The sequence below is a fragment of the Lentzea alba genome, assembly GCF_047445655.1.
GTDB classification, from domain to species: Bacteria; Actinomycetota; Actinomycetes; order Mycobacteriales; family Pseudonocardiaceae; genus Lentzea; species Lentzea alba_A.
Genome location: NZ_JAJAEG010000012.1, coordinates 116,645 through 139,690 on the forward strand (window position 1 = coordinate 116,645; position 23,046 = coordinate 139,690).

Annotated in this window: 21 protein-coding genes; 14 read left to right on the forward strand and 7 right to left on the reverse strand. The window is 68.5% G+C overall.

All coding sequences use genetic code 11. The features are described 5' to 3' along the window. Positions 1-26 precede the first annotated feature (26 nt). The 3 genes from LFM09_RS21215 to LFM09_RS21225 all read right to left on the reverse strand — a co-directional run bounded on the left by LFM09_RS21215 (position 27) and on the right by LFM09_RS21225 (position 2,721). Complete coding sequence (locus LFM09_RS21215; RefSeq protein ID WP_414098246.1) at positions 27-1,211, reverse strand: MFS transporter; 1,185 nt, start codon at positions 1,209-1,211, stop codon at positions 27-29. Continuing rightward, positions 1,208-2,275, reverse strand: coding sequence for a PLP-dependent cysteine synthase family protein (locus tag LFM09_RS21220; RefSeq protein WP_414098247.1), 1,068 nt, complete (start codon positions 2,273-2,275; stop codon positions 1,208-1,210). The genes LFM09_RS21215 and LFM09_RS21220 overlap by 4 nt, the downstream gene beginning before the upstream one ends. A gap of 98 nt (positions 2,276-2,373) precedes the next feature. Further along, positions 2,374-2,721: a hypothetical protein gene (locus LFM09_RS21225; RefSeq protein WP_414098248.1), complete on the reverse strand. Its 348-nt coding sequence runs from the start codon at positions 2,719-2,721 to the stop codon at positions 2,374-2,376. A 79-nt stretch (positions 2,722-2,800) separates the two neighbouring features. Between LFM09_RS21225 and LFM09_RS21230 the strand changes: the two genes are divergently transcribed. The 5 genes from LFM09_RS21230 to LFM09_RS21250 all read left to right on the forward strand — a co-directional run bounded on the left by LFM09_RS21230 (position 2,801) and on the right by LFM09_RS21250 (position 7,501). Beyond that, a complete protein-coding gene (locus tag LFM09_RS21230) occupies positions 2,801-3,790 on the forward strand; it encodes an ABC transporter substrate-binding protein (protein WP_414098249.1) in 990 nt (329 codons plus the stop codon). A gap of 4 nt (positions 3,791-3,794) precedes the next feature. After that, on the forward strand, positions 3,795-4,994 hold the full coding sequence (locus LFM09_RS21235; RefSeq protein WP_414098250.1) for an MFS transporter: 1,200 nt from the start codon (positions 3,795-3,797) through the stop codon (positions 4,992-4,994). Between the two features lie 12 nt (positions 4,995-5,006). Beyond that, positions 5,007-6,011, forward strand: coding sequence for a hypothetical protein (locus tag LFM09_RS21240; RefSeq protein ID WP_414098251.1), 1,005 nt, complete (start codon positions 5,007-5,009; stop codon positions 6,009-6,011). A 177-nt stretch (positions 6,012-6,188) separates the two neighbouring features. Further along, the gene (pip, locus tag LFM09_RS21245; RefSeq protein ID WP_414098252.1) at positions 6,189-7,100 is read left to right on the forward strand and encodes a prolyl aminopeptidase; all 912 of its coding nucleotides are present in this window, start codon (positions 6,189-6,191) and stop codon (positions 7,098-7,100) included. Next, positions 7,097-7,501: a DUF1992 domain-containing protein gene (locus LFM09_RS21250; RefSeq protein WP_414098253.1), complete on the forward strand. Its 405-nt coding sequence runs from the start codon at positions 7,097-7,099 to the stop codon at positions 7,499-7,501. Before pip ends, LFM09_RS21250 begins: the two co-directional genes overlap by 4 nt. 7 nt (positions 7,502-7,508) lie before the next feature. Here LFM09_RS21250 and LFM09_RS21255 read toward each other — a convergent pair whose 3' ends face one another. After that, complete coding sequence (locus tag LFM09_RS21255; protein WP_414098254.1) at positions 7,509-8,024, reverse strand: lytic polysaccharide monooxygenase auxiliary activity family 9 protein; 516 nt, start codon at positions 8,022-8,024, stop codon at positions 7,509-7,511. A gap of 227 nt (positions 8,025-8,251) precedes the next feature. Here LFM09_RS21255 and LFM09_RS21260 point away from each other — a divergent pair, with 227 nt between their 5' ends. The 3 genes from LFM09_RS21260 to LFM09_RS21270 all read left to right on the forward strand — a co-directional run bounded on the left by LFM09_RS21260 (position 8,252) and on the right by LFM09_RS21270 (position 15,510). Further along, positions 8,252-11,767, forward strand: coding sequence for a glycoside hydrolase family 2 TIM barrel-domain containing protein (locus LFM09_RS21260; RefSeq protein ID WP_414098255.1), 3,516 nt, complete (start codon positions 8,252-8,254; stop codon positions 11,765-11,767). 164 nt (positions 11,768-11,931) lie between these two features. Continuing rightward, positions 11,932-13,974, forward strand: coding sequence for a helix-turn-helix transcriptional regulator (locus tag LFM09_RS21265; protein WP_414098256.1), 2,043 nt, complete (start codon positions 11,932-11,934; stop codon positions 13,972-13,974). 243 nt (positions 13,975-14,217) lie between these two features. Continuing rightward, complete coding sequence (locus LFM09_RS21270) at positions 14,218-15,510, forward strand: helix-turn-helix transcriptional regulator (protein ID WP_414098258.1); 1,293 nt, start codon at positions 14,218-14,220, stop codon at positions 15,508-15,510. On the opposite strand, the gene LFM09_RS21275 is transcribed toward LFM09_RS21270, so the two are convergent. Beyond that, entirely contained in the window at positions 15,497-16,120 is a 624-nt protein-coding gene (locus tag LFM09_RS21275; RefSeq protein ID WP_414098259.1) for a DedA family protein, read from the reverse strand. The genes LFM09_RS21270 and LFM09_RS21275 overlap by 14 nt on opposite strands. Before the next feature lie 23 nt (positions 16,121-16,143). Here LFM09_RS21275 and LFM09_RS21280 point away from each other — a divergent pair, with 23 nt between their 5' ends. The 3 genes from LFM09_RS21280 (at position 16,144) to LFM09_RS21290 (ending at position 17,867) form a co-directional block, all read left to right on the forward strand. Further along, the gene (locus tag LFM09_RS21280; RefSeq protein WP_414098260.1) at positions 16,144-16,935 is read left to right on the forward strand and encodes a cytochrome c biogenesis CcdA family protein; all 792 of its coding nucleotides are present in this window, start codon (positions 16,144-16,146) and stop codon (positions 16,933-16,935) included. Positions 16,936-16,943: 8 nt separating this feature from the next. After that, positions 16,944-17,411 carry a redoxin domain-containing protein gene (locus LFM09_RS21285; protein WP_414098261.1) on the forward strand — a complete coding sequence of 156 codons (468 nt, stop codon included), beginning with the start codon at positions 16,944-16,946 and terminating at the stop codon, positions 17,409-17,411. A 159-nt stretch (positions 17,412-17,570) separates the two neighbouring features. Beyond that, on the forward strand, positions 17,571-17,867 hold the full coding sequence (locus LFM09_RS21290; protein ID WP_414098262.1) for an HPF/RaiA family ribosome-associated protein: 297 nt from the start codon (positions 17,571-17,573) through the stop codon (positions 17,865-17,867). A 211-nt stretch (positions 17,868-18,078) separates the two neighbouring features. On the opposite strand, the gene LFM09_RS21295 is transcribed toward LFM09_RS21290, so the two are convergent. Then, the gene (locus tag LFM09_RS21295; protein WP_414098263.1) at positions 18,079-20,301 is read right to left on the reverse strand and encodes a PEP/pyruvate-binding domain-containing protein; all 2,223 of its coding nucleotides are present in this window, start codon (positions 20,299-20,301) and stop codon (positions 18,079-18,081) included. 60 nt (positions 20,302-20,361) lie between these two features. Between LFM09_RS21295 and LFM09_RS21300 the strand changes: the two genes are divergently transcribed. Together LFM09_RS21300 and LFM09_RS21305 are read left to right on the forward strand one after the other, a co-directional pair. Next, on the forward strand, positions 20,362-20,721 hold the full coding sequence (locus LFM09_RS21300) for a YciI family protein (RefSeq protein WP_414098264.1): 360 nt from the start codon (positions 20,362-20,364) through the stop codon (positions 20,719-20,721). Then, positions 20,721-21,905: an RNA polymerase sigma factor gene (locus LFM09_RS21305; RefSeq protein ID WP_414098265.1), complete on the forward strand. Its 1,185-nt coding sequence runs from the start codon at positions 20,721-20,723 to the stop codon at positions 21,903-21,905. The genes LFM09_RS21300 and LFM09_RS21305 overlap by 1 nt, the downstream gene beginning before the upstream one ends. Here LFM09_RS21305 and LFM09_RS21310 read toward each other — a convergent pair. Next, the gene (locus tag LFM09_RS21310; protein ID WP_414098266.1) at positions 21,855-22,400 is read right to left on the reverse strand and encodes a copper resistance protein CopC; all 546 of its coding nucleotides are present in this window, start codon (positions 22,398-22,400) and stop codon (positions 21,855-21,857) included. The two genes, LFM09_RS21305 and LFM09_RS21310, sit on opposite strands and share 51 nt — an antisense overlap. 94 nt (positions 22,401-22,494) lie before the next feature. Here LFM09_RS21310 and LFM09_RS21315 point away from each other — a divergent pair, with 94 nt between their 5' ends. After that, complete coding sequence (locus LFM09_RS21315; protein ID WP_414098267.1) at positions 22,495-22,980, forward strand: sigma-70 family RNA polymerase sigma factor; 486 nt, start codon at positions 22,495-22,497, stop codon at positions 22,978-22,980. The last annotated feature ends 66 nt before the right edge of the window (positions 22,981-23,046 follow it).

The window sequence follows — 23,046 nt, forward strand, 5'->3', positions numbered from 1 at the left end:
TCCCTCCGATCCGAAACCTGCCTCTGCTAACACGTCGTACGAACAACCTCCGGATCGACACGGGCCGCCAAATTCTTCAACGCCCACGCACACCCGAGGCCCACGGACGTGAGAGCGAGCCATGGCACCCATGGCACACCCGCGCGCGCAGCGGCGTCGAACGCAATTCCGGTGAGCAGATTCCCGAGCAGGATCCCGACACCCACGACAGTGTTGTAGAGGCCGTAGTGCGTGGCCACGAGTCGGTCACCGGACAACGAGACGATCTTGTCCATCTCGAACGGGAACACGATCATCGTCCCCAGCGCGAGGAGAGCCGCACACAGGATCAGACCGGTCCAACCGCCGAGAACAGCAGGTAGGAACGCCAGGCCGAGCACGAGCATCCCCACCGCCAACGCCCGGTCCGCGCCAAATCGAGCCCGCACCCACGCGGTGACCCTCATCTGACCAACGACCGCCAGCACACCGGACACCGCGAACAACACGGCCGTCAGCACCGCCGACCCGGAGGCCAGCGGCAGCGCCAGATAGACCTGAAAGGACAGCACGTAGGACCCGGTCATCGCCAACGCGAACAACACGAACCGCCGGTTGCCGAACACCACCCGCCAGTCCGCCAGCACCGAGTCGCCCGACGCGGACCCGGACCGCGAAGGCAACGACCGCCACTGCAACACGGTCAGCACCAGGAACACCCCAGCCGCCACCAGGCACGTCAGCCGGAAGTCCACAGCGGTCAACGCCAGCCCGATCAACGGCCCCACCAGGATGCCGGTCTGGTAGAAGACGTTGAACAACGCGAACGCCTCCACCCGTCGCGGCCCGGCATCAGCCGCCACGTACGCCCGCACGGCAGGGTTGAACAACGCCCCCGCAAACCCGGTGGCAGCCGAGGCGATCACCAACGCCGGCAGCCCGTCCACGAGCCCGAGCAACGCGAACCCACCGGTCCGCAACGCACAGCCCGCCACGATCAAGGGTTTGTACCCCAAGCGGTCCGCGAGCGTCCCGCCGATCAGGAACATGCCCTGCTGCGCGAAGTTCCGCACGCCCAGGACAAGCCCGACGGCCCACCCGGCCAACGCCAGCGTCACCGACAGGTGTGAAGCCAGGTACGGCATCAACATGTAGAAGCCCACGTTGATGCTGAACTGGTTGAGCAACAACAACTGCACGCTGCGGTCGAACGACCGGAACTGCGTGATCACGCCGTCACCGCCAGAGGGTCCACAACGGACCGACACACGGTCCAGGACAGCACTTCACGCTCTCCCAAGGAAGAGATCTCCAGCGGATCCGCAGCCGGAACCACGTTCAGCAACCCATGAGCAGCGCAGTACTCATCGCTGAACACCGTGTCGAAATACCGCTGCGGTCCATCAGGGAACACCGCGGCGATCCGCGTGCCAGGAGGAGAAGTCCGCGCCAACCAAGACGCCACCAGTGCAACAGCCCCAACACTCCAACCGCCGCTCGCGTAGTGCCGCGACGCCAGCGTCCGGCACGCCCACACGGCTTCACCGGGGTTCACCCAGTGCACCTCGTCGAACGCCGGATAGTCGACGTTGCGCGGGAAGATGCTCGACCCGAGCCCGCGCATCAACCGCGTCCGCGCCGGCTGCCCGAAGATCGTCGACCCGACCGCGTCGACCCCGACGAGCCGCAGCGACGGGAAGTGCCGGCGCAGCACCGAAGCCACCCCGGCGGAGTGCCCACCGGTGCCCACCGCGCACACCAGCACGTCGACGTGCCTGAGCTGCGCGGCCAGCTCGTCGGCCAACGGCGCGTACCCGGCCACGTTGTCCGGGTTGTTGTACTGGTCGGGGCAGTACGCGCCGGGCAACGACTCCAGCAGAGCAGCGACCCGTGCGCGACGGGCCTCCTGCCAGCCACCGGTCGGATGTGGACTGTCGACCACGTCCACGGCAGCGCCGTACGCACGCAGCATCCGGCGGATGATCGGCTCCAGCCCCGGATCGGTCACCAGGGTCACCGGAATGCCGTGCACGACCCCGGCCAGCGCCAGCCCGAGGCCGAGCGTGCCGCTGGTCGACTCGACGATGTGGCCGCCTGGCAGGAGATCGCCGCGCTCCAGCGCGCGGCCGATCATGTGCAGCGCGGCGCGGTCCTTCATGCCGCCGCCGGGATTGGCGCACTCCAGCTTCGCCCAGAAGCCGGTGGTGGAGGTACGTGACAGCTCGTCGATCCACAGCACGGGCGTGTTGCCGACGATGCCCTCGGGCGTGTTGCGGTCCAGCACAGGAACAGACATGGGGTCCCTCGGAAGAAGTCGTGATCAGGCCGGGGTGAGAGCGCGCGCCAGCGCGGCAGGACCGCGAAAGTCCTGCCAGGGCACGCAAAGGCGGCGGCCTACGTTCGGGAGATGCCGAGGTCGATCAGCAATGTGCGCCCCGAGCTGACGTGCTCGGAGCGCCATTGACAGGACTGCGCTGTGCCAACGGGACGTGCGACGGGCGCGACGTCCTCATCAGGCGCGGTCAGGGAGACGGGGCTCGCCTGGACGGCGGCCTGGGCGGGCGCGGTGGCTGTCAGGTGGTGGGTGTCGCCGTGGTGGCAGAACTCGCCGGAGATGCCCGGCACGAACGCGCCGTGGTGCGACGGCTCGGGCGGGCAGGCCGGGTGGAGCGCGAAAACGGCGATGAGCATCAGTGCGACGACGACGGCGAAACGACGCCCTGTCGTCAGGTGAATCCGCACGGTCACCAACCTACCGGTGTGGCGGATCTTGTAAAGCCCCTTGATAGGTTAGGTAAGCCTAATCTCAGGAGGTGGACAGGTGCGCAGGACAGTCGCCGTGGTTCTGCTGCTCGGCCTGGTGGCCGGGTGCGGTGGGAACGCCCAGACAGAGCAAGGTGGCCAGTGGTCCTTCAAGGACGACCGCGGCAAGGAGGTCACCGCGCCCGAACGGCCGAAGCGGGTCGTCGCGCAGGTGTCCGCCGCAGGTGCGCTCAAGGACTTCGGGGTCAACGTCGTCGGCACGTTCGGTCCGCTCAAGCGCGCGGACGGCAGCACCGACCCCGAGGCGGGCAGCATCGACCCGAGCCAGGTCACCGACATCACCGGTCCCGGTTACGGCGAGATCGACTTCGAGAAGTTCGCCGCGCTGAACGCCGACCTCGTCGTCTCGGGCTACTACCCCGAGGTCACCGGCCTCTGGCACCTCACCGGCGAGTTCGAGGAGAAGGTGCTCAAGGTCGCCCCGACCGTCGGCATCGGCCAGTCCAAGATCCAGCTGCCGCAGGGCGTCAAGCGCTTCCAAGAACTCGCCAAGGCGCTCGGCGGTGACACCGAGTCCGCCAAGGTCAAGGCCGACGAGGAGGCGTTCACCAAGGCCGCGGACCGGCTCAAGACCATCGGCGCGAAGATGAAGGCCGCGAACCAGAAGATCCAGGTCGTCGGTGCGGACCCGAAGCTCTTCTACGTCGCGGTGCCCGCCCGCAACCCGGACCTCGACTGGTACGTCACCGAGCTCGGGCTGCCGCTGCTCACACCGGAGAAGCCCGACACCGAGGGCGGCGGCTACTTCCAGTCGCTGTCGTGGGAGAACTCCGGCACGTACAAAGAGCACGTGATCATGTGGGACACCCGCCAGCACGTGCTGAACCCCGAGCAGATGAAGGAGGGCCACCCGGTCTTCCAGGCGCTGCCCGCGGTGCAGGCCGGCCGGTTCGTGGAGTGGAACGCGGTCGCGCCGCTGAGCTACTCCTCGTACGCCAAGATCATGAATAAATTGGCTGACCAGCTGGACACCGCCTTGACACGATGACCGCGTGCTGACTGTTCTGCGTGAGAACGGCCCGTTGCGAGTGCTGAGCACCGCACGGGTCGTTTCCGTTCTCGGGGACATGCTCAGCCTCGTCGTGCTGATGCTCCACGTCGAGTCGGTGGCGGGGAAGGCGATCGCGGTCGCGGCGCTGCTGCTCGTCGGCGACTTCGCGCCGTCGCTGCTCAGCCCGTTCACCGGGGTCATCAGCGACAGGTTCGACCGGCGCACCGTGATGATCGTCTGCGAGGTCGCCCAGGGCGTGCTCCTGGCGGTCATCGCGCTGACCCTGCCGCCGTTGCCGGTCCTGCTGTTGCTCGTCGGTGTGCGGGCGGTGATCGGCCAGATCTTCCTCCCGGCGTCGCGCGCGGCTGTGCCCTCGTTGGTGCCGGACAAGGACCTGGCGCCCGCGAACACCGTGCTGGGCTTCGGTTCCAACAGCGCCGAGGTGCTCGGGCCGTTGCTCGCCGCCGCACTGATCCCGCTGGTCGGCCTCCGGGGCGCGTTGCTCGTGGACGCCGTCTCGTTCGGGCTCTCGGCTTTGCTGCTGCTGAAGCTGCCACGGCTGCGCGGGCCGGCGGAGTTCGGCGACTCGCTTTTCACGGACGTGAAAGCCGGGCTCGGCGAGATCTGGGGGAACAGGGCGCTGCGGGTCATCTTCCTCGGGTTCTGCGGGGTCGTCGCGTGCACCGCGATCGACGACGTGGCGATTGTGATGCTGACCAAGGACGTGTTCCGCGCGTCCGACAGCGCGGTCGGCGTGCTGCTCGCGTCGGTCGGCATTGGTCTGCTCGCCGGGTATGCGTTGCTGGCCAAGGGTTCCGCGCGGGCGAGCATGATCGTGCTGCTGGTCGTCGGGTTCGTGCTGAGCAGCGCGGGCAACCTCCTCACGGGTCTGGCTTCCGGGGTGGCGATGGCGTTCGCGCTGCAGGCCGTGCGCGGACTCGGCATCGCGGCGATGGACGTCGCGCACAGCACGTTGATCCAGCGGCTGGTGCCCGGTGATCGAACAGGCAGGGTGTTCGGCAACTTCTACGGCGGAATCGGTGTCGCCGCAGCAGTTTCGTACATCGGCGGTGGTCTGCTGCTGGACGCCGTCGGGCCCGAGCTGACGTTCATCCTCAGCGGTGGCGCGGGAGTTCTGGTGGCGGCCTGGGTGGTTGCCGCTTCACCCACAAGAGGTGTTGAGTGGGAATCAGCCTCTTGAGGGGAGAAGGCGATGTGGGGGAAGCGCGTTGCTGTCCTTGCCATTTCACTTTTACTGGCCGGAACGACCGCGTCCGTCGCGCAGGCCGGCACTGGGGTTGTGCCTGCTTCGACGTCGTGGGTGTCCGCTGACCGCGGTTGGGTGCTGGGTGTCGACACCTTGTGCCCCACCGCGAAATGCACTCAACTCGTCCGCACGCTCGACGGCGGTGCGTCGTGGACTCGGGTGAAGACCCCGCCGCTCGCGATTCCGGAGACCGACCGGCTGCGGGTGGTCTTCGTGAACGACGCGGCGGGCATGGTGACCGACGGCGAGCAGCTGTTCGTCACCAGCAACGGCGGCACCCGCTGGGAGCCGTCCGGCATCAAGGGGAACGTCGGTGCGCTGGGGTTCGACGACTCCGGGTTCCTCGCCGTGATCTACGACGGCACGTCGTCGAAGCTGTTCCACCGCGAGCTGTGGTTCGGCTCGTGGCAACCGGTTGTGGGCATCGAGGTCGAGGGACGGGCGTTCGGCGACATCGCGCCCGGCCAGGTCTCGCTGGCGACGTTCGGGCAGGAGAACCGGTACTGGACGCGGTCGCCGTCCGGGTGGATGGAGGAGCCCGCGCCGTGCGACATCTTCGCGGCGACGCGGCTCGGCACTGTTGGCACGGACCGATACGCCTTGTGCAGCTTCGATCCCGGCTTCGGGAACATGACGAAGGAGCTGCGCAAGTCCGAGGGCGGGCCGTTCAAGACCGTCAGCGTGCCGCCGCGGGAGGGCATCACGACGGGCTTCGCGATCTCGCCGGAAGCGGCACTGGTCGCCGCGACCGGGCGTGACTGGTCGTTCGTGCACCGCGGTCCCGGCGAGAAGTGGGACACGCTGCTCACACTCGGCGGGCCGGCGTTCGAGGACCTGGCGTTCGCGGACTTCCGGCACGCCACGCTGGTGCGCGGCGGGCCCGGTCAGGAGTTCGCCGAGGTGTATCGGACCGTTGACGCGGGTTTGAACTGGAAGCTCGTCAAGGTCTAGCGAGCGCCGTGACCGCCAGCCTTCGCCGCGTCTTCGGCGCTCAGCAGGACGCCTCGCGGCACCGGCCCCACGCCCACAGCCAGCCAGGACGAGGACGCGGGGCCGGCACCACGATGCGCCCGTCTGAGCACCGAACACGGGGCAAAGGCCGACGGCCACGGCGCTACCCTGGGGATCATGGAGTCATGGGACCGCGGGATGCTCGACGTCGGCGACGGCAACCAGATCTACTGGGAGCTCGCCGGCGATCCTGAGGGCAAGCCCGCGGTCCACCTCCACGGTGGGCCGGGCGGACCCGCGAAACGCGCCGGGAAGTCGTTCGCCGGCGAGAAGTTCAAGGTGGTGATCTTCCACCAGCGCGGCTGCGGCAACAGCACGCCGCACGCGAGCGACCCGGTCGCGGACATGAGCGTGAACACCACCGACCACCTGATCGCCGACATGGAGAAGCTCCGCGAGCACCTCGGCATCGAGAAGTGGCTGGTGTACGGCGGATCCTGGGGCACCACGCTCGGTCTCGCCTATGCGCAACGCCACCCGGAACGCGTGAGCGAGATGATCCTCATCGCGATCACCACGTCGTCCGCGCGTGAGCTGGATTGGCTGTACAAGGGCGTTTCCCGGTTCTTCCCGGAGGCGTGGGCCCGGTTCAGCGCACACGTCGGCAACGAGCTGGACGTCGTGCGCGCCTACGCCGACCTGATGGAGGACCCCGCCGCCCGTGAACAGGCCGCCGTCGAGTGGTGCCGGTGGGAGGACACCGTGCTGTCGCTGGAGAACTTCGGCAGCCCGGCGATCTTCAGCGACCGGGCGTCCGACGACGTCATCGCGCTGGTCCGGATCATCACGCACTACTACGCGAACCACGGGTTCGTCGGAGACCTGTTGGGAGACATCGGCAAGCTCTCCGGCATCCCGGCCGCGTTGATCCACGGCCGCCGCGACCTGAGCTGCCCGGCGGACACGGCCTACGCGCTGGCGCAGGCGTGGCCGGACGCCGAACTGACCCTTGTGGACGACTCTGGCCACAAGGGCAGCCCCGCGTTCAACGCGGCGATTCAGGCCGCGGTCAGGAGGTTCTCCCCGTGACGCAACGGAAACCGCCCGGCATGGGCTTCGAGTCGTGGATCGACAAGCAGATCCGCGAAGCCCAGGAACGCGGTGAGTTCGACGACCTGCCGAGCGCCGGCAAGCCGTTGCCCGGCGCGGGCCAGCCGCTCGAAGAAGACTGGTGGATCAAGAAGAAGGTGCGGGAGGAAGAGGGCACTGCAGGGCTGCCCCCTTCCCTGGTCCTGCGCAAGCAGGCCGAGACCGCCAGGGCGCGTGCCCTGGCAGCCCGGACCGACGACGAGGCTCGCGCGATCATCACCGAGATGAACGCGAAGATCCTCGACGCGTTGCGGAAACCGTTGTCCGGTCCGCCGTTGAACCTCATGCCGTTCGACGTGGAAGAGCTGGTGCGTGAGCGGAAGGGGAACTCGCGCACCTGATCTCAGGTCAGCTCGCCTTGATGTCGATGCAGGAGTAGAACGCCATCGCGGTGTCGCCGATGTTCCACACGGCGAGGACCTTGTGGTTGCCCGCGGACCCCACGTTGACGGTGTGCGACACGGTCGCCGGCGGCTGCTGGTTGTTGCCGCTGAACGTGGCGACCTTGCGCCCGTCGACGAAGTAGTCGTAGTCACGCGTGCGGTGGCGCGCGGTGAACGTCCACTTGAACGTCACCGAACGGCCGGTGCTGTGCCTCTTCCAGCCCTTGTTGTCGTTGCTGAGCTCGGCGAACTGCGGCAGGTTGGCGTGGCAGCTCTGCAGGCCCTTCGGCCCCTCGACCGACTGCGGTTCGTACTGGATGGCCCCGCAGGAGATGGTGCGGGCGGCGCACTGCGCCTGACGGCTGGCCGGTGACGAGATGTACCCGTGGGCGAACGCCGTGCCGGTGGGGAGAGCCACGAGGACCAACGGTGCCGCCAGAACGCCTGCCAGAGCGGCAGCAAGCCTGGGTCGATTCTTCATGTGACTTCCTTTGCCTTGATGTTGCGTGCGTGCAGTACATCGCGGCGGCGATTTAAGGTCTAGACCATACCGAGAGCGACGGTCGGACCACAAGGTGTGTCTGATAGATCAGTCAGGTAAGCGATTACCGCTCAGCTTTGTACAAGAGCGAAATTTCGGTCTGCCTTGAGCGAAGCCGTTGATTTCTGGGATGTTCTGCGCAACTTCGAGGGGTCTTGGGGTGCGCGGTGCGTTCGATCGTGGCGTTGTTGCTGACTTCTGTTGTCGTCGTTCCTCCTTCTGCAGACCGGGACGTGTACCGGTATCTGGAGGACCCGCGGATGACAGGTGAGGGCCAGCAGCCGCACCACGCGGAGCTGAGGCCCTACGCGAGCGTCGAGGAAGCGTTGCGCGGCAAAGAGAGCACGCCGTACACCCGAACGTTGGACGGCTCGTGGCAGCTCAAGATGTTCGACCTGCCGACGCAGGTGCCCGCCGGTTTCGCCGAACCTGGTCACGACGTGTCGCGGTGGCGGACTGTGACGGTGCCGCACACCTGGCAGACCGATGGTCTCGACCACCCGATGTACCGGAACACGGTCGAGGAGATCTGGCCGGACGACCCGCCGCGCGTGCCGCGGGACGTCAATCCGACCGCGGCCTACGTGAAGTCGTTCCACGTCCCGGAGAACTGGAGGGAGCGGCGAACGTTCCTCAGGTTCGAGGGCGTGACGGCCGGCTACTTCGTGTGGGTCAACGGGAGGTACGCCGGGTTCGACCAGGGCGGGTACACGCCGGCCGAGTTCGACATCACCGACCTGCTCGGTCCCGGTCGCAACCGGCTCGCGGTCCAGGTGCACCGCTGGGGCGCCGGGTCGTACCTGGAGGACTACGACCAGTGGCGCTACAGCGGCATCTTCCGGTCGGTCTGGCTGTACTCGGCGCCGGACAAGCGGATCCGGGACGTCTCGATCACCACCTCGGGCTCGGTGCTCACGGCTGATCTGGATTTGACCGCGCCGGGCACGGTCTGGGGCGGGCTGTACGACAAGGACCGGCGGCTCGTGGCGGAAGGAACGGGTGCGGGAAGGCTCGTGCTGCCGGTGCGGGATCCGTTGCGGTGGAACGACGAGACGCCGAACCTCTACACGTTGGTCCTGAAGCTCGACAACGGGTTCGTCACGCGCGAGACGACCGGGTTCCGGGACATCCTGATCGAGGACCGGCAGCTCAAGATCGACGGCAAGCGGGTGTTGTTCAAGGGGGTGAACCGGTCCGAGACGGATCCGGATCACGGCCGGCACGTGCCGCGGGCCGATCAACGTCGTGACGTCGAGTTGATGAAGAGCCTGCACATCAACGCCGTCCGGACGTCGCATTACCCGAGCGATCCGCACTTCTACGACCTGGCGGACGAGCACGGGCTGTGGGTCGCCGACGAGATGGACGTCGAGACGCACTCGCACGAGAACTGCCCGGACGACTGCCTCGCCGACCGTCCTGAGTGGAGCGACGCGTTCCTCGACCGGTTCGTCGCGATGGTCGAGCGGGACAAGAACCACCCGAGCGTCTTCATGTGGGACACCGGGAACGAGGCCGGTCTCGGCGCCGCGCACCACCGGATGGCCGAGTGGGCGAAGGCGAACGAGCCGTCGCGGCCGCTGTACCACCAGCCGAACAAGCCGAGCGGCGACGCGCCGTTCGCGCACGTCTGGGGCCCGCGCTACCCGTCGCCGGAGAAGTTCGCCACGCAGGTCGCGCAGACGACCAAGCCGTTGATCATGGGTGAGTACGCGCACGCGATGGGCAACAGCCTCGGGAACTTCCGGGAGTTCTGGGACGTCATCCGGGCCAACCCGCAGGCGCAGGGCGGCTTCATCTGGGACTGGGCCGACCAGAACATCCGGCAGCCGTTGCGGATCTCGCCGGACACCTCGGGCAACGGGATCCTCGCGCACATCACCGGGCTTCCGTCCACTGTGGATGGACATCGCGGGAAGGCGCTGAGGTTCTCCGGGCTGGACGACTTCGTGGAGGTCTACCGGGATCCGCGGCTCGACCTGCTCGGGCCGCTGACGCTGGACGCGTGGGTGAAGCCCGCGCGGCCGTTCACCGACTTCACGATCGTCGCCAAGGGCAACCAGTACGGGTTGCGGATGGCGGACGCGCAGACACTGGAGTTCTACGCGGGCGGCAAGGTTCAGGCCGCGGTGCCAGCCGACTTCTACGACCGGTTCCACCGCGTCACCGGCAAGTACTCGGACGGCAGGCTGTCGTTGCTGATCGACGGTGTGGAAGTGGCGTCGGTGGCGCAGGTCGGACTGCTGCCGCGGTCGGCGCATCCGGTGAACATCGGGCGCAACGCCGAGACCATGCGGGAGAAGTACGAGGGACGGATGGCGCACGGGGTCATCGACTCGGTGCGGATCTCGGATGGTGCGAAGACAGTGCTGGCGCTGGACTTCGATCGCGAGGAACGGCGCGGTACCCATCTTTCGCACGGGCAGAGCGTTGCCGGTGTTGACGGTGTGGTGGACGCCGATCGGAACCTGCAGCCGGAGACCGCTCAGCTCGCCTGGGTGCATCAGCCTGTGCGGTTCTCGTTCGCGGACGGGGTGCTGACGGCGGCCAGTGAACGGGTCTTCGCGCCGGTCGCCGGCGAGCTGCGGTGGAAGGTGATCGAGGGTTCGCGGACCGTGATCTCCGGATCTTCCGCGGTTTCTGTGGGGCCTGGTGGTTCGGTGCGGGCGACGGTGCCGCGTGCTTCCGCTGCCGCGGAACGGTGGCTCAACGCCGAGTTGATCGTCGACGGCAGGGTCTACGCGCACGACCAGTTCTCGTTGGGTGGCACGGCACCTGTCATCGAATCTGCTGGCGCGGCTTCGGTTTCGGAGACCGCCGACGAGGTGGTCATCAGCGGGCGGGGCTTCCGGTACGTGGTGCAGAAGGCTTCCGGCGCGTTGACGTCGATGCGCGTGCGGGGCGTCGAGCTGGTGCGCGGGTCGAAGCTCGACGTGTGGCGGGCGCCGTTGAGCAACGAGACCGCGTCCTGGGGTACCGACGAGTCGCTGCAGTGGCGGGCGGCGGGGCTGGACCGGTTGCGGGTCAAGGACTCCTCGGTTTCGGTGAGCGGGTCTCGGGTCACCGCGCGGACGGTGGTCGCGGCTGAGGACGTGAGTGACGCGGCGTTCGAGCAAACGGTGACCTATGACGTCGACGCGGCCGGGACGATCGTCGTCGGTCATGAGGTCGTGCCGACCGGGCGGATGCGGACGTTGCCGTACCTGCCGCGGATGGGCCTCGCGTTCGCGGTGCCGGAGCGGTTCGGGAAGTTCTCCTGGTACGGGCGCGGGCCGGGGGAGAGCTACAGCGACCGGAAAGACGGAACGCCGATGGGCGTGTGGCGTTCCACCGTCGCCGGGGAATACGTGCCTTACGACCGGCCGCAGAGCAATGGCAACCACACCGACACGCGGTGGGCGGTGCTGACCGACGGACTGAGCGGCCTGCTCGTCGCGGGCGCGCCGGACGTGTCGGTGAGCTCTTATGACGAGCTGGACCGGGCGGAGTACGGGTTCCAGCGGCAGCGCAACGCCGGGTGGACGACGTTGCACGCCTCGGCGGCGGTGACCGGTGTCGGTGACACGCCGAACCCGGTGCGGCCGAGGTTCCAGGTGCGTCCGGATCGGACGCACACGAGCAAGCTGGTGCTGCGGCCGTTGACGGTTGCCGAAGCCTTGCGCGGAATTCCAATAGGGGGCTGATTCGTCTCAATTCGTTGCCCTGTTTGCGGCATCAGGGCGTTGTCCATAGTGCATTTTCGCAGTTCTAACCGGTTTCGTGAGCGGTACTGCATTTATGGCGACCCCCTGTCAATCGTGATTGTGCGACATTTCTTCGGCGTGCATTCACTCCTAGAATCGCGCGCATGTGGTCGTCGGCGAGCTCGCACACCCGTCTGGTGGGACGGGAACGCGAGCTGACCGCCGTGCGACGGCTGCTGCGCAAGCACCGCCTCGTGACGCTGGCGGGCCCAGGCGGCGCGGGCAAGACCCGTCTCGCCAAGGAGTTGTGCCCGTCCGAACCCGGCGCCGCTGTCGTCGAACTGGAGTCGGTGCGCCGTCCTGACCTGCTGTGGCACGTGGTCGCGTTCTCATTGAACGTGTGGGAGGAACCCGGCACACCACTGCGCGGCACGGTCGCCGCCGCACTGGCGGAGCATCGGTTCCTGGTGCTGGACAACTGCGAGCACCTGATCCGGGAGGCCTCCGAGCTCGTCGCGGCGCTGCTCGCGGACTGCCCGCGGTTGCGCGTGCTGGTGACGAGCCGCGAACCGCTCGACCTGGCCGGCGAGATGTGCGTGGACATCGGCCCGCTTTCGCCCGCGGACGCCCGGCAATTGTTCGTCGAATGCGCGGGTTCCCCGGAGCTCGCCGCCTCGGTGTGCGCCCAGCTCGACCACCTGCCGCTGGCGATCGAACTCGCGGCGGCCCGGCCGGACGTGCCGGAACGCCACCGCACGCTGGGCGCGGTGATCAGGTGGAGCTACGACCTCCTGGGGCCGGCCGAGCAGCTGGCGTTGCGGCGGTTGTCCGTGCTGGTCGGCGACTTCGACCTCGATCTGGCGTCGGCGGTGTGCGGGTCGGACATGGTGCAGCTGATGGCCTCGCTGCGTGCGAAGTCTCTTGTCGTGCGCGTGCAGTCGTCCTTGAGTGCGCGGTTCCGCCTGCTGGAGTCGATCCGCCTGTTCGGCCTGGCGCGGCTGGAGGAACACGGCGAGAGCGAGGCGACGTTCGACCGCCTCACCACCGTGCTGACGCGCACGGTCCGAATGGTCGCGGCGGCACCCACGATCTCCGGCGAGGCGAACACCTGGCTCACCGGCCACGACCACCAGCTGCTGCACGCGATCGGCCGCCTCCCGCGCACCGACCCGCGCTACACCTGGCTGGTCGCCGCGGTCGTGCACGTCCGGTACCGGCGCGGCTGCTACGTCGAGGCGATGCGCCTGGCGGCCGAAACCCTGGCTTTCGGCTCGCTCTTGGACCACTCGGAGATGCTGCTGTTCCGCGCGGCCTGGCTGGCCGGTCTGACCGGCGACGGCCAGGAGTCGTTGCGACTCGCGGAGGCCCTGGTGGAGCATCCGGCCGTCCGTGATCAGGGGCACTGGGAAGCCCGCGCGTGGAACACCCTCGGCTACGCGCGCAACATCACCGACGACCTCGTCGGCTCGCGGATCGCGAACGAGCGCTCGGTGGCCGTCGCGCGCGTGCTGGGCAACGAGCCGTTGCTGATGTCCTTTCTCAACAACCACGCCTGGCTGCTGATGCGGCTGGGCGACCTCGACGGCGCCACGGCCGTGGTGGAGGAGTCGCTGTCCTTCGAGGGCTCGGACGACTACCGCGTGATGGCGTTCCGGCACACGGCCGGCGTGATCGCCCTGGCCCGCAACGAACTCGACCTCGCCGAGCAGCACTTCCTGGTCGCCCTGCGCGACGGCGCACCCTCGTCCGTCTCGCTGGCCGGCGTGCTGGAAGGCCTCGCCGTGGTCGCGGCCCGCCGGCACCAGGTAGAACGCACGGTGGTGCTGATGGCCGCCGCGGCCGCCACCCGCCTCTCCCGCGGCGCGCACCAGGAACCGCCGTGGGACCGCATGGTGGCCGACGCGTGCGGCTTCGCCGAGTCGTCGGCGGGGACGCGACTGGCGTCGCGGGCCCGCCGGCTGGGTGAACGGCTGAACCACGCCGGGCTGCTGGAGTACGTGAACTCCGGCGAGCGGCTGGACGAGCCGTTGACCGTGCGGCAGCAGCAGATCGCGGACCTGGTGGTGGAGGGGCTGACCAATCCGGAGATCGCCGTGCGGCTGGGGATCTCGACGGGGACCGTGCGGTCGCACGTGACGCAGATGCTGACCCGGCTGGGGCTGACGTCCCGGACGCAGTTGGCGGCGCGGACGGCGCGGGTGCGATGAGTGGTGATGGCTGTGGCTCCAGCCGACGCACGGACGGCGCCGGTGCGATGAGCCGGACTGTCAGACCTGCTGCGTACGGTGGGACGCGGGGGATCCGGAGTGCGAGAGGACCCCTGCGAGAGCCTGCGCCGGCGGTGCCGCGGCTTGGGTTGGCGGCGGTGCGACTTGGGCTGGTGGTGCGACGGCCTGGGCTGGCGGCGGCACGACCTGCCCCGGCGGTGCCACGATCTGGGCCGGTGAGCCGTGACCTGTGACGACTGCGGGGCCCCGCTCGCCGCCCCCGGCAAGTACTGCTCCGGTGCCTGCCGCCAGCGCGCTTACCGCCGCCGGGCCCGCGACGGCATGGCCGGCTCGCCCCGGCTGGACACGTTCGTCGGGCGCCAGGCCGAGCTGGCCGACCTCACGAAACTGCTGGCGCGGCACCGGATCGTCACCGTCACCGGCCCGCCCGGGGTCGGCAAGTCGCGGCTCGTCCAGGAGGCCGTCGCTCACCGGCAGCACACGACGTTGATCGAGCTGGCCGACGTCAGCACGGTAAATGATCCAGGTTCTGCACCGGGTCTGCTGGTGCTCGACGGCTGCGACCACGTCGTTGGCGAGTGCGCGGACCTCGTGCAACGCCACCCAACGCTCCGAGTCCTCGCCACGAGCCGCGAACTGCTCAACGTCCCGGGCGAGCAGGGGTACCGGCTCAACCCGCTCGACCAGCACGAGGCGAAGAGGCTCTTCTGCGATCGGGCGCTGGCCGTCGACTGCGAGTTCGACGAGACCGCCGACCTGCTCGACGAGGTCTGCACGAGGCTCGACCGGCTGCCGCTCGCCCTCGAGCTCGCCGCGCGACTGGTGCGGGTGCTGACGCTGGAGGAGATCGCGGCCAGGCTCGGCGACCGGTTCGCCGTGCTCAGCGCCGGGCCCCGCGACGCCAAGAACCACCACCGGTCGCTGCACGCGGCGATCGACCGCAGCTTCCGGCTGCTGACGCAGAAAGAACGCGCCGCGCTCCGGACGTTCTCGCTGCTGCCCGGCGGCATCGGCAAGGAGCTCGCCGACACCCTCGTGCCGCACGGGTGGGAGATCGCGAAGAGCCTCAAGGCGCAGTCGCTGCTCGAAGGCGGTGATCGCCTGCACATGCTGGAGTCGGTGCGGTTGTTCGCGTTCGGCCAGTTGCTGCAGCACGACCCCATCGGCGTGCGCGACCGGATGCTCGACGTGCTGGCGACGCTGGGAGAGCCGCTCCGCACCGAGGAGATCGGCAACATCCGTTACGCCGCAAAGCTCATGCCGGACGACGCCCGGTTCGTCACCGACACCCAGGAGGGCGACGAGCCGGAGGAGGTCCTGCTCGGGCCGTTGTCGTGGCGCGAGGAACGATTGCTGCGCGTGGCGTCGATGGTCGCGGAAGGCCTGACGAACAAGCAGATCGCGGACGGGCTGCACGTGTCGCTCAGGACCGTCGAGGCGGACGTGCGCGACCTCAAGACCGTGCTGGGCGTGCGGTCACGCGCGCAGATCGCCGCCTGGGCTACGCAGGTGTGACTTCCTCGGCCGCCTTTGCCAACCGGCGCTTCACCACGAAAACACCGATCACGCCGAACACCACGGCCAGCGCCAAGCCCGCGTAGGAGAAGCCCTTCAACCACTTCTCGGCCACCACGCCGAGGTAGTAGACGGCCGCCGCCGTGCCGCCCGCCCACACCACGCCGCCCAAAGCGTTCGCCACCAAGAACTTGCCGTAGTTCATGTGCAGAGAACCCGCCAACGGCCCGGCAAGAATGCGCAGCAGCGCCACGAACCGGCCGAAGAACACCGCCCACGCACCGCGTTTCTGGAACACCCCGCGGGCGTGGTCCAGCTGCTTTTCCCCGAAGTGCTTGGGGAATTTGCGACCCATCCACGCGAACAACCGGGGACCGCCGCGCCGCCCGATGAGGTAGCCGAAGTTGTCGCCGATGATGGCGCCCGCGCTCGCCCACACGCCGATCCACAGCGGGCTCAGCTCGGCGTGCTGTGACGCCAGCAGTGAGGCCGTGACCAGCACGATCTCGCCGGGCAACGGGATGCCGAGCGACTCGAAGCCGATCACCAGGCCGACGATCACGTAGACGAGCAGGGGTGGAATGGCTTCGAGCCACTGTTCGATCGGCACGTCGCAACACTACCTTCGACGTCGTGAACGACGTCGCCCTCGCGGTCCTCGCGGGAATGCTGGCCACGGTGAACCCGTGCGGATTCGCGATGCTGCCCGCGTATTTGGGGCTGGTGGCCCGCGACAATCCGGCCAGAGCCTTTATGTCCGGTTTGATGATGACGGCCGGATTCGTCACTTTCTTCGGCCTGTTCGGTCTTCTCATCGCGCCGATCGCTACGACGCTGAAGCGCTATCTGCCGTTCGTGACGGTCGTGATCGGGCTCGCGATGCTCGTCATCGGCGTACTCCTGTTGCTCGGCAAGGAGTTCTACCTCAGGCTGCCGAAACTCCAGGCCGCGCCGAAGAGCCTGTGGTCGATGTACGGCTACGGCATCACGTTCGCCATCGCCTCTCTCTCGTGCGCGATCGGCCCGTTCCTCGTGTTGGTCGGAGCGTCGCTCAAGGAGGGCTTTGTCACGTTCCTCGCCTACGCGCTCGGCATGGGTCTCGTCGTCACCGCATTGGCTGTGGCCGGTTCGCTCCTCGCGCCACGGGTCAGGAAGCTCCTCCCGCACGTCGGGCGCATCGGCGGTGTGGTCCTCGTGGTGATGGGCGCGTACGTCACGTACTACGGCATCTACGAGCTGCGACTGTTCTTGGCCGGCGGCAGCGCGATCGATCCGGTTGTGGGCGCAGCCGGCTGGTTCCAGAGCACGCTCGCGCAGATCGTGGGCGCGCTGGGTCCGTGGCCGTTCGTGGTCGTGCTGGTGGTCGCCGGCGCGTGGTGGCTGAACCGGAGGAGGCGCAGGTCCGTACGCCCAGACAGGAGGTGAGGTGCCGGATGCGCATCCTCGGAGTACTGCTGGGAATCCTGCTGCTTGCCGGGTGCGCCGAGAAGGCACCCGCGCCGGAGAAGTTCCAGTTCACCGCGAAGACGCTGGAGGGCGCGGAGTTCCGCGGCGAGATGCTCGCCGGCAAGCCCGCCGTGCTGTGGTTCTGGACGCCGTGGTGCCCGTCGTGCAACGCCGAGGCGGAGAAGGTCGAGGAGATCGCCAAGCGCCACAACAAGATTCAGTTCGTGGGTGTGGCCGCGGAGGACGAGCTCGACGCGATGAAGAAGTTCGTGGCCGACCACAAGATGACCGTGTTCCCGCATCTGGCGGACCTCGACGGCGCCGTCTGGAAGCGGTTCGGGGTGACCGCTCAGCCCACGTTCGCGTTCGTCCGCAGTGACGGGTCGGTGGAACTTCTCACCGGCGCGCCCACCGAAGAACAGCTCGACCAGCGCGTCTCCGCGTTGATCCAGTGACATCACTAGGACCCGCAGCCGCACCATCCCAGAAGGAACTTTCTCAGTAGAAAGACCCTGCGCTGTCGGGACCAACGCCTGGTTCGGCGTTGCGATCGAATTCGTATCGTCGAACTGGCCACGTGGCCATGCCGCGTTGCCTTGAGGAGGCAGGTGTCGATGGACTACATCCAGGTCTCGCTCGCGGAGGCCATTCCCGAGCAGGCCAGGGACTACGCGTCAGCGCGCATCGGCTCGCTGGACCGGTACGCCCCGGACCGGGTCGACTTCGCGTGGGTCAACCTGACTTCGGACAAGACCGTCATCCACGCCCACGCACGGCTCGACCTGAAGTGGGTCGAGGTGCAGGCGTACGCGGAGGCGGACACCGTCACCGAGGTGATCGATCTGCTGCGGGAACGCATGCGGCGTCAGCTCGTTTCGATGCGCAGCAACTGCGTGCCCGCACACAACTAGTGCCGTGACCGCCAACCATTGCCGCGTCTTCCGGCGCTCAGCAGGGCACCTCGCGGCACCGGCCCCGCGCCCCCGTACAACCAGTACGAGGACGCGGGGCCGGCACCACGATGCACCCGTCTGACCGTCGAAATACGGGGCAAAGGCAGGCGGTCACGGCACTAGCCTCGGTGAGCTGAACCCACTGCCCGGCGGCGGACGGGCGGTGGGTTCACTGCACCTTCTTGACGGTTCCCCGCGCGCCGTCGACCTGGATCCGATCTCCGGTGGCGATGCGAGTCGTGGCGTTGCCGCAGCCCACCACCGCCGGGATTCCCAGCTCTCGCGCCACGATCGCCGCGTGCGACAGCGGCGCGCCGACGTCCGTCACGACTGCGGCGGCACGGGTGAACAACGGCGTCCAGCCGATGTTCGTCACCGTTGTCACCAGGATCTCGCCCGGCTGCAACGAGTCGTCGACCTGCGTCAGCACCCTCGCGACGCCCTCGACCACACCCGCCGAGCCGGGGAATCCGGTGACGTCCGACGGCATCGGCACGTCGGTGGTCGCGTCGTAGAGGTCGGCTCGCCTGTCCGGTGAGGCCGCCCACGACTCCGGGTCGAACCGCCCGCGGATCACGGCCGGATAGGGCGGCAGCGCGCGATAACGCTCGTACGCCGTGCGTTGCCCGGAGACCCGGTCCAGCAACGAGGTCTCGCCGCCCAGCACGCGCAGCACGTCGTCGATCGGCAGGAAGAACAGGTCGTCGCCGGACGACGTCAGCTCGCCGGCCCGCAGCACGAACGCCCGCATCACCCAGAACGCCCGCACCATCTCCGAGCGCGCCTGCTCGCGGGCCCGCGCACCCTCGCCGATCCGGTTGAGCCGCTTGCGGAGCTTCACGGCCTCGCCGGGATGCGCGGCCGCCAGACGTCTCCACGCCGCCGCCCGCGCGGAAGCCTGCCGTGAGAGCAACCCGTCGAGATCGGCCAGCGTCTCCAGCTGCTGTGAGATCCACTGCGGATCCTCGGCCGGGCGCGGTGCGTGGATCTCGAACTCGTTGGCGCTGCGATGCCCCCAGGTCTGCGCGAACGTGTCCCGGTCGATCTCCCCCGACCGCAACCTCGCCAGCCCCACCAGCGGACCCATGCTCGCGAGACCGGCGCCGTCGTGGAACCCGGTCAGCAACGTCGCCGCGTCGTCCTCGCCGACCAGCGCGACGAGCTTGCGCCGGAACGCCGCCGGACCGCCCGCGATCATGCGCGCACCGGCGTCGAGGATCGGGCACACGAACCGCAGCAGTTGGTCGAGATCGTTGCGCCACAGTTCGAGCAACGCCTCGGGCGTGCTGCACGTAGCGATCGCCTTGTGCGCGGCGGCGCAGCGGCCCGGGTTGTCGCGGACCAGCCGGGGGAGCCGCGTCCGGTACAGGAACTGCTGCTTGATCGGCCCGCCCGCCGAGCGGAACACCGCTGCGATGATCGCGAGCCGGGACATCGGCAGCGGCGGCACGGACACGCCGGCCGGGATGCGGCCGAACGTCTCCTCGCCCGACTTCAGCATCGCGTCGGCCTTGCCGATGACCGTGCCGATCGCGCTGTAGGTGCTGAGGTTGAGGTAGAAGCGACCGCCGATGTTGCCGGAGATCCGGTGCGGCCCGATCGCCGCGCTCGACAGCACCTTCACCAGCGACCACGTCACCGGCGTCATGATCTCGGGGATCGCCTCGCCGACGTTGCCGTTGGACCACAGGTAGTCGCCGTCGAGGGTGTCGTTCCACTCGACCCGCAGCGACGTGATCGGCCGCGCCTGCAGGATCTGGAACTCGGACCCGACCAACGCCCATTCGATGTCCATCGGCGTCTGGTGAAGCGCTTCGATCCGCTCTCCGAGCGCGCTCAATGAAGCCCTTTGAGCAGCGGAAAGCAGATCCTCGGAGTCCGCTTCGCCACTGACCAGCGCCTCGCCGAGCCCGCGCACGGCGTTGATCACCGGCTCGGCGCGTCCGGTCACCGGGTCCGCCGTGAACAGCACCCCGGACACGTCCGCGGGCGCCATCCGTTGCACGACGACGGCCATCTCGGCATCGACGATCCCGTTGTTCTCGCGGTAGGCGACGGCGCGTGCGGACTGCAGCGAGTCCCAGCACTTCAGGATCGCGTCGAACAACCCGGCTTCGTCGACGTTCAGCACGGTGTCGTGCTGCCCGGCGAACGACAGCCCCGGCAGGTCCTCGGCGGTGGCCGACGACCGCACCGCCACCGGTCCGCCCAGCTGTCGAAACGCTTCGAGCACGCCCTCCATCGACCGCTCCCGGTAGGCGCGGGTCGTGAGGCAGAACCCGAAGGGCACCGGCAGGCCGGCGGCGACCAGCCTGGCCAGCGAGGCGCCCTTGCCTCCGACCGCCGCCAGGTCGGCTCGCGGGTCGTCGAGCGGGAGGATCAACGGGATCATGTCGCCATAGTTGTCGAAAGCGGCCCCTCGCGTTCGTACAAAGGGCGAAAGGAGACCACCATGACGCAGCAGTACCTGCTCAGCATCTACCAGCCCGACGGCGAGGTCCCGCCGCCCGAGGTGCTCGAACCGATCATGGCCAACCTGACCGCGTTGAACGAGGAGATGCAGGCCAAGGGCGCGTGGGTGTTCGCCGTGGGCCTGCACCCGCCGTCGACCGCGACCGTGCTCAGGGCCAAGGACAGCGACAATCCCAGCGACGTCCTCATGACCGACGGACCCTTCACGGAGGGCAAGGAGCACATCGGCGGCTTCACGATCATCCAGGCGGAGGACCTCGACGAAGCCCTGGAGTGGGGCCGGAGGCTCGCGACCGTGCTGAGCCCGTTGTCGATCGAGGTCAGGCCGATCGCGTACTGATGATCGAAGAGATCTATCGCGCGGAGTACGGCCGCGCCGTGTCCGTCCTGACCCGCGTCCTCGGCGACCTCGACCTCGCCGAGGAGGCGGTGCAGGACGCCTTCACCACAGCCGCCGAGCAGTGGCCGGTCAAGGGCGTCCCGCCCGCGCCCGCCGGGTGGATCATCACGACCGCCCGCAACCGTGCGATCGACAAGCTGCGGCGCGAGACCAAGGGCCACGAGAAGCACGCGCAGGCCGTGTTGCTCCAGCACGAACCGGAACAGGAGGTGGGGGACGTGCCGGACGACCGGCTGCGACTGATCTTCACCTGCTGCCACCCGGCGCTGGCGCTGCAGGCCCAGGTCGCGCTCACCCTCAAGCTCCTGGGCGGGCTGACCACGGCGGAGATCGCCAGGGCGTTCCTGGTGCCGGAACCCACGATGGCGCAACGGATCGTGCGCGCGAAGGGCAAGATCCGCGCGGCCCGCATCCCGTACCGGGTGCCGCGCGACGCCGACCTGCCCGACCGCGTGAAGGCCGTGCTCGCCGTCGTCTACCTGATCTTCAACGAGGGTTACCTCGACAAGGCCGACCTCTCGGACGAGGCGATCCGGCTCGGCCGGGTGCTGGCCCAGCTGATGCCGGACGAGCCCGAGGTGTGGGGGCTGCTGGCGTTGATGCTGCTCGTCGCCTCACGCGGAGAAGCCCGGCTGCACAACGGCGAACTGGTGCTGCTCGAAGATCAGGACCGCGGCAGGTGGGACGCGGGACTGATCGCCGAGGGTCAGGACATCGTGCGGCAGTGCCTGCGCTGGAACCGGCCAGGCCCGTACCAGATCCAGGCCGCGATCAACGCCGTGCACAGCGACCCGCCGACCGACTGGCACCAGGTCGTGGCGCTCTACGACCAGCTGCTGGCGATCGCACCGAGCCCGGTCGTGGCACTGCACCGCGCGGTCGCCGTCGCGGAGGTGCAAGGTCCGGCAGCGGCTCTCGCGCTGGTCGACGAGCTGGACCTCGACCGGTACCACCTGTTCCACGCTGTCAGGGCTGATCTGCTGACACGGCTCGGCAAAGACCCCCGGACAGCACTGGAGGCCGCGCTCGAACGGGCGGAGCACCCGGCCGAACGCGACCTCCTGGCGAAGCGACTAGGCCTTGCGGCGGCGGACCAGCAGGATCGCGCCGACGATCACCACTAGCCCGACCACGATCCACACCCACGCCGGGATGCCACCGGACTCCGACGGCGTGGTCGACGGGGGAGCGTTGGACACAGGCGCGCTCATCGTCACGGACGACGGCGGGGCGGTCGACGAGGGCTGTGCGGCGACGTTCATCGTGAACGAGAACGTGCCGGAGATGACGTCGCCGTCGTCGGCCTGCGCACGCCAGGCAAGCGTGTGCGCGCCCGCCTTGGCCGCCGCGGCGTCGACCGTCGCCGTGATCGTCTTGTCCACGGCGTGGGCCTGGGTGACCGGCCACTTGGAGCCGTCCGGTCCCGTCACCACGACCGCCTCGCCGTCCGGCAGGCTGATGACGTCGCTGAAGATCAGCTCGATCTGCTTGGGCGGGGCGTCGAGGGCCGCGCCGGACGCCGGGTTGCTGCTCTTGAGCTCGGCGTGGGCCTGTGCGGGGACGGCCAGGGCCGTCGCGGCGAGCAGTGCCAGCACGAGCGCGCTGAAGTAACGCCTCACGCGCGCAGAGTAACGGCCCGCGTGCAGTACGGGATTCCCTATCGGATTAGACAGGGTCGTTGTCTCTCGACAGGGTGTCGATTTCACTGCACGCATGCACGACTTCCTACGCGTGCTCTACGAGGATCATCACCTCAGTCTGCTGAACTACGCCACCCGGCTGACCGGAGACAGAGCGGCCGCGGAAGACGTGGTGCAGGAGACCTTCCTGCGGGCGTGGCGTCATCCCGAATCGTTTGCCGATGGAACTTCTCCTCGCGGCTGGCTGATCACGGTGGCGCGCAACGTGGTCATCGACCGGGTGCGGGCCGCAACGGTGCGGCCGCACGAGACCGGCGAGCACGAACCGGAACCAGTTCCGGATCACGCGCAGCGCGTTGTCGACGCGTTGGTGATGGAAGCGGTGCTTGCATCCCTGTCCTATGAGCACCGCCGGGTGCTGACGGAGCTCTACTACAACGGCCGTACGTACACCGAGACCGCCGTGTGTCTGGGCGTGCCGACCGGGACCGTGAAGTCACGCACGCACTACGCGTTGTGCGAGCTACGCCGGGCGCTCCAGCTCGAACACAGTGCTTGATGGCCGCTGCTCCGCAGACGGCGGCGAGTTCGCCTTCATGCTGGTCGTCCGGCCGAATCGCTCGTG

Coding starts and splice junctions, on each gene's coding strand:
- LFM09_RS21295 (WP_414098263.1), bottom strand. CDS start 20,301: ATGATCCCGTTGATCCTCCCGCTCGACGACCCGCGAGCCGACCTGGCG.
- LFM09_RS21220 (WP_414098247.1), bottom strand. CDS start 2,275: ATGTCTGTTCCTGTGCTGGACCGCAACACGCCCGAGGGCATCGTCGGC.
- LFM09_RS21315 (WP_414098267.1), top strand. CDS start 22,495: ATGCACGACTTCCTACGCGTGCTCTACGAGGATCATCACCTCAGTCTG.
- LFM09_RS21255 (WP_414098254.1), bottom strand. CDS start 8,024: ATGAAGAATCGACCCAGGCTTGCTGCCGCTCTGGCAGGCGTTCTGGCG.
- LFM09_RS21265 (WP_414098256.1), top strand. CDS start 11,932: ATGTGGTCGTCGGCGAGCTCGCACACCCGTCTGGTGGGACGGGAACGC.
- pip (WP_414098252.1), top strand. CDS start 6,189: ATGGAGTCATGGGACCGCGGGATGCTCGACGTCGGCGACGGCAACCAG.
- LFM09_RS21290 (WP_414098262.1), top strand. CDS start 17,571: ATGGACTACATCCAGGTCTCGCTCGCGGAGGCCATTCCCGAGCAGGCC.
- LFM09_RS21300 (WP_414098264.1), top strand. CDS start 20,362: ATGACGCAGCAGTACCTGCTCAGCATCTACCAGCCCGACGGCGAGGTC.
- LFM09_RS21285 (WP_414098261.1), top strand. CDS start 16,944: ATGCGCATCCTCGGAGTACTGCTGGGAATCCTGCTGCTTGCCGGGTGC.
- LFM09_RS21305 (WP_414098265.1), top strand. CDS start 20,721: ATGATCGAAGAGATCTATCGCGCGGAGTACGGCCGCGCCGTGTCCGTC.
- LFM09_RS21240 (WP_414098251.1), top strand. CDS start 5,007: ATGTGGGGGAAGCGCGTTGCTGTCCTTGCCATTTCACTTTTACTGGCC.